The 12283-nt window shown below is 61.4% G+C and carries 11 protein-coding genes; all 11 read right to left on the bottom strand.

Features of this window, described 5'->3' with window-relative positions; genetic code table 11:
* Positions 1-111: 111 nt before the first annotated feature.
* The 11 genes from adh to rpsM all read right to left on the bottom strand — a co-directional run bounded on the left by adh (position 112) and on the right by rpsM (position 12178).
* The gene (adh, locus tag AC1D10_RS34185) at positions 112-1629 is read right to left on the bottom strand and encodes an aldehyde dehydrogenase (protein ID WP_477279521.1); all 1518 of its coding nucleotides are present in this window, start codon (positions 1627-1629) and stop codon (positions 112-114) included.
* A 142-nt stretch (positions 1630-1771) separates the two neighbouring features.
* Positions 1772-2743 (bottom strand): helix-turn-helix domain-containing protein, encoded by a 972-nt coding sequence (locus AC1D10_RS34180; protein ID WP_477279519.1) that lies wholly within the window; start codon positions 2741-2743, stop codon positions 1772-1774.
* Positions 2744-2919: 176 nt separating this feature from the next.
* Positions 2920-4578 (bottom strand): hypothetical protein, encoded by a 1659-nt coding sequence (locus AC1D10_RS34175; RefSeq protein ID WP_477279517.1) that lies wholly within the window; start codon positions 4576-4578, stop codon positions 2920-2922.
* A gap of 340 nt (positions 4579-4918) precedes the next feature.
* A complete protein-coding gene (locus AC1D10_RS34170; RefSeq protein ID WP_379097728.1) occupies positions 4919-5749 on the bottom strand; it encodes an aspartyl/asparaginyl beta-hydroxylase domain-containing protein in 831 nt (276 codons plus the stop codon).
* Positions 5750-5931: 182 nt separating this feature from the next.
* Positions 5932-6603 (bottom strand): DUF930 domain-containing protein, encoded by a 672-nt coding sequence (locus AC1D10_RS34165; RefSeq protein ID WP_477279515.1) that lies wholly within the window; start codon positions 6601-6603, stop codon positions 5932-5934.
* Positions 6604-6608: 5 nt separating this feature from the next.
* On the bottom strand, positions 6609-7916 hold the full coding sequence (locus AC1D10_RS34160; RefSeq protein ID WP_477279513.1) for a replication-associated recombination protein A: 1308 nt from the start codon (positions 7914-7916) through the stop codon (positions 6609-6611).
* Between the two features lie 45 nt (positions 7917-7961).
* Complete coding sequence (locus AC1D10_RS34155) at positions 7962-9449, bottom strand: DegQ family serine endoprotease (protein ID WP_477279511.1); 1488 nt, start codon at positions 9447-9449, stop codon at positions 7962-7964.
* 200 nt (positions 9450-9649) lie between these two features.
* The gene (gene rplQ / locus AC1D10_RS34150) at positions 9650-10081 is read right to left on the bottom strand and encodes a 50S ribosomal protein L17 (RefSeq protein WP_056588614.1); all 432 of its coding nucleotides are present in this window, start codon (positions 10079-10081) and stop codon (positions 9650-9652) included.
* Positions 10082-10178: 97 nt separating this feature from the next.
* Positions 10179-11189: a DNA-directed RNA polymerase subunit alpha gene (locus AC1D10_RS34145; RefSeq protein ID WP_013531438.1), complete on the bottom strand. Its 1011-nt coding sequence runs from the start codon at positions 11187-11189 to the stop codon at positions 10179-10181.
* 105 nt (positions 11190-11294) lie between these two features.
* Positions 11295-11684 (bottom strand): 30S ribosomal protein S11, encoded by a 390-nt coding sequence (gene rpsK, locus AC1D10_RS34140; RefSeq protein ID WP_006205444.1) that lies wholly within the window; start codon positions 11682-11684, stop codon positions 11295-11297.
* A 125-nt stretch (positions 11685-11809) separates the two neighbouring features.
* Complete coding sequence (gene rpsM / locus AC1D10_RS34135; protein WP_006205445.1) at positions 11810-12178, bottom strand: 30S ribosomal protein S13; 369 nt, start codon at positions 12176-12178, stop codon at positions 11810-11812.
* Between the last annotated feature and the right edge of the window lie 105 nt (positions 12179-12283).

The raw sequence follows: 12283 nt of genomic DNA, 5'->3' as shown, positions 1-12283 counted from the left end.
GAAGCGCCCTTGTTCACGAAGAGAGATAGAGGCGCGGCCATGTCGGCCGCGCCCCTTGCCTGGATCACGCATGATCGTTCGGAAAGCATCATGCGCCGCCTCGGCAGGCGATCAGAAGAAGCCGAGTTTCTTCGGGCTGTAGCTGACCAGCATGTTCTTGGTCTGCTGATAGTGGTCGAGCATCATCTTGTGGTTCTCGCGGCCGATGCCCGACTGCTTGTAACCGCCGAACGCCGCATGCGCGGGATAGGCATGGTAGCAGTTGGTCCAGACGCGACCGGCCTGGATGGCGCGGCCGAAACGGTAGCAGCGGTTCGCGTCACGGCTCCAGATGCCGGCGCCGAGACCGTAGAGCGTGTCATTGGCGATCGACAACGCTTCGTCGTCATCCTTGAAGGTGGTGACAGACACAACGGGCCCAAAAATCTCCTCCTGGAAGACACGCATCTTGTTGTGGCCCTTGAACACGGTCGGCTTGACGTAGTAGCCGCCGGCCAGATCACCCGGCAAATGGTTCTGCTCGCCGCCGATCAGCACTTCTGCACCTTCCTGGCGCCCGATGTCGAAGTAGCTCAGGATCTTCTCCAGCTGCTCGCTCGATGCCTGGGCGCCGATCATGGTCGCCGGGTCGAGCGGATCGCCCTGGACGATCGCCTCGACGCGTTTCAGCGCCTTTTCCATGAACTTGTCGTAGATCTTCTCATGCACCAGCGCCCGGCTGGGACAGGTGCAGACCTCGCCCTGGTTGAGCGCGAACATGACGAAGCCTTCGATCGCCTTGTCGAAGAAGTCGTCGTCCTCGGCGGTCACGTCCTGGAAGAAGATGTTGGGCGACTTGCCGCCGAGTTCGAGCGTTACCGGGATGAGGTTCTGGCTGGCATATTGCGAGATCAGCCGGCCGGTCGTCGTCTCGCCCGTAAAGGCGATCTTGGCGATGCGGTTCGACGACGCCAGCGGCTTGCCTGCCTCGAGACCAAAGCCATTGACGATATTGAGCACGCCGTCGGGCAACAGGTCCCCGATCAAGTCAGCCCATAGCATGATGGTGGCGGGCGTCTGTTCGGCCGGCTTCAGGACGACGCAATTGCCCGCGGCAAGTGCGGGCGCCAGCTTCCACACTGCCATCAGCAGCGGGAAGTTCCACGGGATGATCAGGCCGACGACGCCAAGCGGCTCATGGAAATGATAGGCGACGGTGTCATTGTCGATCTCGGAGATGCCGCCTTCCTGGCTACGCACGGCGCTGGCGAAATAGCGGAAATGATCGATGGCCAGCGGCAGGTCGGCGGCGGTCGTCTCACGGATCGGCTTGCCATTGTCCCAGGTCTCGGCGAGCGCAAGGAGATCGAGATTGTCCTCCATGCGGTCGGCAATGCGGTTGAGGATCAGAGCGCGTGCGGCAGCGCTTGTCTTGCCCCAGGCATCCTTGGCCTTGTGCGCGGCGTCGAGTGCCGCCTCGATGTCCCTCGCTTCAGAGCGAGCGATCTCGCCCAGCGGCCGGCCGGTGACCGGCGATATGTTGTCAAAGTATTTTCCGGAAAGCGGGGCGACCCATTTGCCGCCTATGTAGTTGTCGTAGCGCTTGGCAAAGGGAACCTTGGCCGTGCGGGAAAATTCTACCTTGTTCATTAGTCTTCCTCCCAACAAGCAGCGCCGCGGGATGCGGCGCGTCGTTGGCAAGAGTTGCGGATGGGGTCGGACTTGTCAGCCCCGGCCAAGCACTCGCCGGCGCCAACTGTCGCAGATCTGCGACAGTTGCGAGCTGGAAAGCTCAATGCGACCGGCGGATGCCGAAGCGGGTGAGCTTGCGATGCAAGGTGGCGCGAGAAATTCCGAGATTGCTGGCGGCAGCCGACACATTGCCTTGGGCGCGCGCGATGGCACGCTGGACCACGCCGCGCTCTGCTTCGTCCAGGTCTTCGGCGGGCCTGGCCGAGTCGCCAAGAATATCGGCGGCCGGCAACCCTTTGGCCAAGGCCTGCTGGGTGATGCCGAGAGCGAGGCGCGCCGAACGCGTCGCGCCCACCACCAGATCGTCGGCATCGACGGCGATCAGCGCGCCGGTGCTGCGCTCAGCGACTGGTGCCAGCAAGAGGCGGGCGTTGGCAAACCTCAGGCGGAAATTCTCGGCCTCGATGCGGCGCGCGGCATCGCCAACCGCAATGGCGATCAGGTTGACAAAGCCTTCGGTCAGGTCCGACCGGCAAGACGAGACATCGAGTGCCGCCGCCAGATTGCCTTCGTGATCGTAGATCGGCGCGGTGGTGCAACTGAGCAGCGTGTTGCGCGCGAAGAAATGCTGATCGCGGTCAATGGTGAGCGCGCGCTGGTCGGCAAGGCAGGTGCCGATGCCGTTGGTGCCCTCGGAGTCCTCGCTCCAGACGGTGCCGGTCCACAGACCCCACTCGTCGAACGTGTCGTCATCGGCGACCGCGCCGCGGCGTTCGACCGGGATGCCTTCGCGATCGGCAAGCAGCACGCAGCAGCCGACACCGCCAACTGCCAGGTAGAGACGATCCAGGCTCAGATCGGCGGCGCGAAGCAATGGTTCCATGCGTTGCCTTGCTTCGCTCAGCTCGCCCGCGGTCAGGCGTCGGGGCGCCTTGCGCTCGGCCGGATCGAGACCGTGCAATGTGAGCGAGCGCCGCCAAGAGGCAACCAGCGCCGAGCGCGCCGCATCGCTGCTGGCGAGGGACGCCTGGATGAAATCCGCATGATGACCCGTCGGCTGCCGTCCGCTCACCTTATCCTCCCAAGGCGAATGTCGCTCCAACTCAAAGCAGCGTTATATCCGGCTAGATATATCCGCTGCATCGAGTTGTAGGGATCCCGCTTCGATGAGGCTATAGGACGATGGTGCAACGACCGCCGCTGGGGAGTGGACGCACAGGCACTGCGCGTGAGCGATCGACCTGGTCATCACCACTCAGGCGTTGCCCAGCCTGGGTATTTTTTCCGGAACTCGCTGTAGAGGGCGTCGATTTCCGTTTTGCTGACCGGGCGCACCTGTTCATAGAGGTAGCCCTTGACGTCGTCGGACAACTCGTATGCCGCAATGCGCTTGTAGGCGGCACCAATGCCCTTCCCTTCGACAATGTCGTGATCCGGGATCGTAACGCAGATCTGCGCACCCGATTGCAGATGCGTCACGGGAGGGTCGGTTACGACGATGTATCTGGATTTCAACGCCCCCGGCCAGAATCGATCGCGACTGTCAACCTGGCAAGACCATTCGATACGAGGGTAAAGGTCCTTATCCATTTCATACAAGAGCGAGTCATTCATGACCGCGCCTGAGGCAAATACCGAAAAACGGTCCTCAGGTCGCATTTCCCTGACAAGGTCGTCGATAAGGCGCCGGTATTCAGGAAGATTGTCGAGGTGGAGAGGAAGCGTGGCTTCCCTGGCAAAAACGTAGCTGACCGGTGACAGCAGCTGGCGGCCGATCGGGAAAAAGGTACCCAAATAGGCAGACCCGGCGACAATGGCTATGGCGACGGTTGACCATCGCGATCTCAGCGCCGGCAACGAAACGATCGCAACGACTGCCTGGGCGTATGCAGGAAAGAGCCAAAGAAACATCGACATCGAATGATGACGGTCCGGGTCCTGCGTCCGGGTAAAGAGGAAAAAGGTGAGTGCCGAGGCAAGGGTACAGAACAAAGAAAAACTGTTGCGGCGTATGACAGAGATATAAAGGCCCACTGTGATCATTAGCCAATTCACATAGCTGAGCCGCGATCCTAGCTGGTCAATCTGCGAAACGAGACCCGTTTTGTACCCGCTATAGATGTCACCATAGCTGGTTCCCAGAATCTTGAGGATCAGGGGTTGCTGGAAGGCCAATGCGGCTCCGGCAATAGTGAAAATCGCACACACGCCCCCTAACGCAGCTTTCCGGAGCGCCGGAAAGTCGCGGTCTTTTGCGACCTGAAACAGACAAAAGAAGGCCGCGGAAATTGTGATGCCCAAGACAGCGTATGCATACCAACGGCGCAGCACGAACGCCAACCACAGGCTTATGCCGACGCGTATTCCGTTGATCACCGGTTCGCGGGTCAGGAACCTTGATTTCCAAAGAAAATAGGTCGCTGCAGAAAGCGCGAGACAGCCGGCAATATCCGGCAATCCACGAAGCGTCGCTGCCCAGAACGGCGTGTAGAGAAAGGCAGCAATCCAGACGGCAGGCCAGCTTTGGGAAGAAGATGTTTCGGAGGTGGCCTCCTGGTAGCTCATTCTTCCTATGAAAAGAGCGGTGGGGACCAGGTAAACCGTGACTATTCCGGCGATGTAGGAAAGCCTTGAGCCGCCAAAAAATACGTGAAACGGCATAAGAGGCACCAAGATTGCCGCACTGTAGTCATCCCTCGCGATAGAGCTCCTCAACTGGCTCAGCCATTGGAGAGGGCTCTCGGCCAGGAGCGCGCCATATTGGTTGAATCCATTGAAATAGGCGGCGAAATCCCAATAATAGACTGGCTCTTCAAGTTTTATGTATAGGGTGACGAATACAACGCCCAACAACACCGTACATATGTAGATTTTTAGCCAGAATCCGAGAATTTCGTTCTTCGTCACTTGAGGCCGCCAAGGAAGGGAAGAAGCAGGACTGTCGAGGTCAAACAGGGACTCCCGCCGACGCAGCCAAGGGCCGTTCCGGCAAATAGAAATCCCACGCGATTCGTATCGGGAACTCTTGAGCTTGAAGGGATGTATACTTGAACGGGTGGCCACCGCAAGCGTTGAGAGCACCTTCAAACGGCGCCCGCGAGGCGGGCGTTTTCCAAAAGGCTTTCAGTGTATCAAGGCCTGGCCACGCACGGGGCGGCGGCATGACCGGCGCGCCAACATGGGTTAATTCCCGGACCTATGCCCCCAAAGGCTGCCGGCAGAGCCGACAGCACTGACGATTTCAAGCTCAGGTCGTCCCGACCTTCTTCGGCTTGCTCGAACCAATCATCTTCCAGTTCTTGTAGAACATCGAGTTGATGCGCTCGACGCTTACCGAGACGACAGCCAGCATGCCCGCGATCAACCCGGGAACCGGGGATGGGCGGATGATATCCATGAACACGCAGTAGCGGCGGCCGTCATACTCATTGACAGAGCGATGCAGCAGCGTGTCATCGAAGATGAACAGCGGATTGTCGTACCAGTAGTTCTTGACGTTGCCGCATTCGACGAAAATCTCCGACTTCACCGGGATCAGATTGTAGAGAATGCGCAGGCTGAGCCGCAGCGGCCCGAAGTGCCATGACGTCGATTCGCGCTTGCTGAAGACGGAAACGGCGATCGTCTTGATGTATTTGAAATCCTTGTTGAACTCGGCGACGTTGTCGATCTTGTGCTTGCCGTACCACTGATAGACATACATGCCGCGCCGGCCGGCGCCGAAATTGGCGTCGATGTCGGCGATGATCTCGTCCTTGCGCGCCTTGAAGATGTCCAGGACCTCATTGACCTCACGCTGATAATCGGCGGGAAACTGCTCCAGCTTCCAGACGCCGGGATTCCTGTAGCACAAGAGATCGACCAGCAGGTTGAAGGGCGAAAGCAGCCAGGTGAACAGGCCGTTGCCGAGGAAATAGCCGCTGAAGAGCGACAGGTCCTTGCGGTCGTTGCGCAGGACATCAATGAGGCCGAGGACGATAAAGACCGAAGTCAGGATCGGGATGAAATAGAAGCCAAGGGCGAGAAGCGGGATAGCAATGGCGAATTTGCGAAGGGTTTTGCGAAGGGTTTTTGTCATTTTTCCACGCGCGAAGCGCGATCCTGTTGCGAAAGAGTAGCGCCAAAATCATGGCATCGACCACCGCCCGGCCGTGCGCCTTGATAAGGTTTTTTGGGTCCCCGCACAACGCCCCCATCGCGGCCGACGCTCCAGCGCTTTGAGCGGTTTGGCGGTGCGAACGCGACCGAGGGCAACATCGGTCAATGCACCGCCGGCAAACCAAGCTCGTCCCATTTCTCCTTCGCCACGGGATCACCGACCAGAAACTCGAAGCCGATGACGCTTTCGCCATCCTGCGCGAGCCGGCAATTGAACTTCAGGCCGTACCAGTTTCTCCGGCTGCGGAAGGCAGCACCGTCGGCGGCGATTGTCGTGCCGGCAATCTTTTCCTCGGCTGTGGCGTAAGGCACCACCCGCTCGGGCTGGAAATCCGTGCGCCATTTACGGATCTGATCCATGGCTTCGAGATTGCACAGTTGAACCATGCGCTCGTCGGAAGCGAAGGTGGCGAGGTCGGCGCGCGCCTGCCGGCTGCGCGGATCGGCCAGCGTCTTGGCCGACAGCATTTCGGTCGGGCGGATCATCGCCGGAGCGGTGGGCGGTTGCTGTGTGCCCAGAGCAGGCGGAGGCACCGCTGCAGGCGCCTCGGGCTCTGCCGGTGTCACCGGAGCAGGTGGCGGCCTGGTCGCCGCCTCGAACTGCCGAGGCGTCAGGATGTCGACCGACACCCGCTCCTCCTCCAGCCGCTTTGGCCGCTTTGGCAACGGCATCAAGGCCAGCATCGCAGCCAGCAGCGTGTGGAGTACGACCGAAGCGGAAATGCCCCAAGGCGAAGCCTCGTTTCGAAGCGTGACGACGACCGGGCTGCGCAAGCCAGCTATTCCCGCTCTTTGCGCAGCTTCGCCCAATAATCGAGCCGCTTTCTGATGTCGCGCTCGAAGCCGCGTTCAGGCGGATCATAAAAGGTCTGTCGGCCCATCTTCTCGGGAAAATAGTCCTGGCCCGAAAAGGCATCCGGCTCGTCATGGTCGTAGCGATAGCCGGAGCCGTAATCCTCCTCCTTCATCAGCTTGGTCGGCGCGTTGAGGATATGCTTCGGCGGCAGCAGCGAGCCATGTTCCTTCGCCGCACGCGTGGCTGCCTTGAAGGCGGTGTAGACGGCATTGGATTTGGGCGCGGTGGCGAGATAGACGGTGGCCTCAGCAAAGGCGAGTTCGCCCTCGGGCGAGCCGAGATAATCGTAGGCGTCCTTGGCGGCGTTGGCGATGACCAGCGCCTGCGGATCGGCCAGGCCGATGTCTTCCATGGCCATGCGCACCAGCCGGCGGCCGAGATAGAGCGGATCCTCGCCGGCATCGAACATGCGCGCGAGATAATAGAGCGCGGCGTCGGGATCGGAGCCACGCACCGATTTGTGCAGCGCCGAGATCAGATTGTAATGGCCGTCCTGGCCTTTGTCGTAGATCGGAGCGCGGCGTTGGACGATGCGCTGCAGGCCCTCTGGATTGAAAATCTCGCCTGGCTTGGCGGCGCGCCAGACTTCTTCCGCGAGGGTAAGGGATGCACGACCATCGCCATCGCTCATGCGGATGAGCATCGCCCTAGCCTCGTCATCAAGCGGCAGCGCCCTGCCCTCGGTCTCCTCGGCCCGCGCCATCAGCTTGGCGATGCTTTCCTCGCCCAATGAGTGGAAGACCAGCACGCGGGCGCGCGACAGCAACGCAGCATTCAGTTCGAAGGACGGATTTTCGGTGGTGGCACCGACGAGCACGACGGTCCCATCCTCCATGACCGGGAGAAAGGAATCCTGCTGGGCACGGTTGAAGCGATGGATCTCGTCGACGAACAGCAAGGTCTGGCGGCCATTGGTGCGGCGCAGCTTGGCTGCTTCGAACACCTTTTTCAGGTCGGCGACGCCGGAAAACACCGCCGATATCTGCTCGAAGGCAAGGCTGGTTTCACCGGCCAGCAACCGCGCCACCGTCGTCTTGCCGGTGCCGGGCGGCCCCCAGAAGATCATCGAGCCGAGCGAACCCGAACCAATCAGCCGGGTCAGCGCGCCGTCTGGACCGGTCAGATGCTCCTGGCCGACGACCTCGCCAAGATTCTTCGGCCGCAGCCTGTCGGCCAGCGGCCGCCCGGGCGGTGCCCTTTCAGGTTCATCGACGCTGAACAGATCGGCCATGCACTTCTTTTTGGTTGGAGCATGAGCCCGAACACGGGACCGGCTCTAATAACGCAACACCTGGCGCAGTATCTGCCCGCCGCGCTCGACGGTAAAGCGCCACCAGCGTGTATCGGCCTTGGCGGCTTGCTCCAAGGTCGCCGCGGTATCGATGGTGGTGCCGTTCACCTCACGCACGATGTCACCCGGCTGGAAGCCGAAATCGGCGGCCGGCGAATCGCGGTTGATGTCGACCACGGTGACGCCCTTGATGTCGGTGCGCAGGCCAAGCTTCTGGGCGAGCCGGGGCGACAGTTCGGCGACCTTGGCGCCGGAAAACGGGCTGCGGCCGTGCAGCGTGACTTCAGCAGCCTTCATGCCTTCTGGAGCGCGCTCCAGCGCGATGTCCATGGCCGCCTGCTGGCCCTTGGTCAGAACCGCGAAGTTGGCGTTGGTGCCAATCGACAGCGTCGCCATCCGGTAATCCAGCGCTTCGATGCTCTCGACCGGCTTGCCGTTGAGCTGCAGCACGACGTCCCCGGGCTTGAGCCCCGCCTTGGCGGCCGGTCCGGTCGCCTCGACCGACGAGACCAGCGCGCCGGTCGGCTTCTCCATACCGAGCGATTCGGCGATCTGCGGCGTCACCGCTTCGAACTCGGCGCCGATATAGGGCCGTTCGAAGAAATCCAGTCCGGCCTTGGCCGCGTCGGCGAAGGCGCGCACCATGTTCGCAGGGATGGCAAAGCCGATGCCGATCGAGCCGCCGCTGCGGCTGTAGATGGCCGTGTTGATGCCGACCAGTTGGCCGCCCATGTTGATCAGCGCGCCGCCCGAATTGCCAGGGTTGATGGCGGCGTCGGTCTGAATGAAGAAGCTCGAATCGGACACGCCGATATGGCTGCGGGCAAGGGCTGAAACGATGCCGCTGGTGGTGGTCTGGCCGACGCCAAAGGGATTGCCGATGGCCAGCACCAGATCGCCAACTTCGAGCGCGTCGGAATCGCCGATGGCGATGACCGGAAACGGCTTGTCGGCGGAGATCTTGAGGACGGCGAGGTCGAGCGTCTCGTCCTTGAGCATCACCTTGCTGTCGAATTCACGCCCGTCCGCGGTCGCCACCTTGACCTGATCGGCATCCTTGATGACGTGGTAATTGGTGACCACGATGCCGGTTGGATCGACCAGCACGCCGGAGCCGAGCGAGGACTGGGCGCGCGGCTGCGAGCGGCCGAAAAATTCCTCGAAGAACGGATCGCCGTCGAAAGGCGACGTCACCTTGGCGGTCTGCGAGGCATAGACGTTGACCACGGCCGGCGCCGTCTGCTTGACCAGCGGGGCAAATGACAGCTGCACTTCCTCGCGGCCGAATGGCACGCGCTTGTCGGGACCGGACGTGGAGTTCTCGCCTTCGACGCCATGCAGCAGGTCGGTCAGCACGTCGGACAGGCCGGGATCGGTCTTGGTTTCTTCGGCCAATGCCTGCCTGACCGCCGGTGCGGCTGCGAACGCCATGATGGCGAAGAGCAGAACAAGGGACAGTCGGTTGGCGCGCATTCACGAATCCTCCAAGACAAGTTCGGGGGCATTGTCCCGACGATTGTGCAAATTGAAAGGCTAAGCCGCTGAAATCCGATTATTTTGGGCAAAGAGCCTCGGTTCCGACCAGGAGATCGGCTCTGTCAGCAATTTGCTGCTCCCAGAAAACAAAAAGGGGCCCGCAGGCCCCTTTGACTTCATTCCGGAAAGACCAAGCCTTATGCGGCTGCGGCGTCCGCGTCGGTGCCTTCGGCTTCGATGCGGGCGCGATCGCCCGCGCCCTTGGCCGAGGTGTCGCGATCGACGAACTCGATGACCGCCATCGCGGCATTATCACCGTGGCGGAAGCCCGCCTTCATGATGCGCAGATAGCCGCCATTGCGGGTGGCGTAGCGCGGGGCGATGGTGTCGAACAGGCGCTTGACGACGCCTTCATTGCCGATCTGCGCGATCACCTGGCGGCGGGCGTGCAGGTCGCCGCGCTTGCCCAGCGTCACCAGCTTCTCGACGATCGGACGCAGGTCCTTCGCCTTCGGAAGGGTGGTGACGATCTGCTCGTGCTCGAGCAGCGACACGGCCAGGTTGGCGAACATCGACTTGCGGTGGCTTATGCTGCGGGCGAACCGGCGGCCCTTAAATCCGTGGCGCATGGCTCTTCTCCTTCATTGCGGGTTCAAGAGGCCTCAGCCTCAACTGGTTAGCCGCATGATCTTGCCCGAAAAGTCGCGCAACTTTTCGGGATCATGCTCAGTACTGATCTTCGTAACGCTTGGCGAGGTCTTCGATGTTTTCCGGCGGCCAATCCGGCACTTCCATGCCGAGGTGCAGGCCCATCGCCGCCAGGACTTCCTTGATCTCGTTCAGCGACTTGCGGCCGAAGTTCGGGGTGCGCAGCATCTCGGCTTCGGTCTTCTGGATCAGGTCGCCGATATAGACGATGTTGTCGTTCTTCAGGCAGTTGGCCGAACGCACCGAAAGCTCCAGCTCGTCGACCTTCTTGAGCAGCGCCGGGTTGAAGGCGAGCTCGGTGACGGCTTCGGCGGCGACTTCCTTCTGCGGCTCGTCGAAATTGACGAACAGGCCGAGCTGGTCCTGCAGGATGCGGGCGGCGAAAGCCACCGCGTCCTCGCCGGTGATCGAACCGTCGGTCTCGATCGTCATGGTCAGCTTGTCATAGTCGAGCACCTGGCCCTCGCGGGTATTCTCGACCTTGTAGGAGACCTTCTTGACCGGCGAATAGAGGCTGTCGACCGGGATAAGGCCGATCGGCGCGTCTTCGGCGCGGTTGCGGTCGGCCGGCACGTAACCCTTGCCGGTGTCGACGGTGAATTCCATGCGGATTTCAGCGCCTTCGTCCAGCGTGCAGATGACGTGGTCGGGGTTGAGGATTTCGACATCGCCAACCGTCTGGATGTCGCCGGCGAGAACCGCACCCGGTCCCTGCTTACGCACGACCATGCGCTTGGGGCCATCGCCTTCCATACGGATGGCGATTTCCTTGATGTTCAAGACGATGTCGGTCACGTCCTCGCGCACGCCGGCGATGGACGAGAATTCGTGCAGAACGCCGTCGATCTGCACGGCGGTAACAGCCGCACCGCGCAGCGAAGACAGGAGCACGCGGCGCAGCGCGTTGCCGAGCGTCAGGCCAAAGCCACGCTCGAGCGGCTCGGCGACCAGCGTGGTCAGCGTCTTCTTCTTCGACGAGAACTCGATCTTGTTCGGCTTGATCAGTTCCTGCCAATTTTTCTGGATCATGATGCTTTCCTTCCGTTGACCCGCCACCATCCAATCGTGGCGGGCGACCTGGAATGCCGTGGAGGAGCGCCCCAAGGGGCGCTCGCGCGGCGTTCGGTAATTTTCTTAGACGCGGCGCTTCTTGCGCGGGCGGCAGCCATTGTGCGGGATCGGCGTCACATCACGGATCGAGGTGATGGTGAAGCCGGCCGCCTGCAAGGCGCGCAGTGCCGATTCACGACCGGAACCGGGTCCGCAGACCTCGACTTCGAGCATGCGCATGCCGTGTTCCTGGGCCTTCTTGGCAACGTCCTCGGCAGCCATCTGGGCAGCGAACGGGGTCGACTTGCGCGAACCCTTGAAGCCCTGGGCACCGGCCGACGACCAAGCAATCGAATTGCCCTGTGCGTCGGTGATGGTGATCATCGTGTTGTTGAAGGTCGAATTGACGTGGGCAACGCCCGACGAGATGTTCTTGCGTTCGCGACGGCGAACACGAGCGGCTTCCTTGGCCATGATAGTCCTTTCAGTTGATCTCTACACCGCCGTAATGCCAGCGGCTCCACCTTGCAAAAGCGAGTTGGGAGTAGCGAATAGTGGGTAGAAACCTATTCGCTACGAGCCAATCGCTGTTCGCTCAATTACTTCTTCTTGCCGGCGATCGACTTGGCCGGACCCTTGCGGGTGCGCGCATTGGTATGCGTGCGCTGGCCGCGAACCGGCAGCGAGCGGCGGTGACGCAGGCCGCGGTAGCAACCGAGGTCCATCAGCCGCTTGATGTTCATCGAGACTTCGCGGCGCAGGTCGCCCTCGACCTGATAGTCGCGGTCGATGGTCTCGCGGATCTGCAGCACTTCCGCGTCGGTGAGCTGGTTGACGCGACGCTCGGCCGGGATGCCGACCTTGTCGACGATCTCCTGGGCGAACTTCTTGCCAATGCCGTGAATGTACTGAAGCGCAATGACGACGCGCTTGTTGGTCGGAATGTTGACGCCGGCTATACGAGCCATATTCTTCTCTTCTCCATGTGGGCCGGACGAACCGGCGCTATCTTAAGTTGCCCCGCGTCCGGTGGAGGCCGGCCCATGCGGGAGTTTCCAGTTCAAAGCGGCTGC

This window comes from Mesorhizobium sp. P2_A8, assembly GCF_056404935.1.
This window is presented reverse-complemented; position numbering and strand designations above follow the sequence as displayed.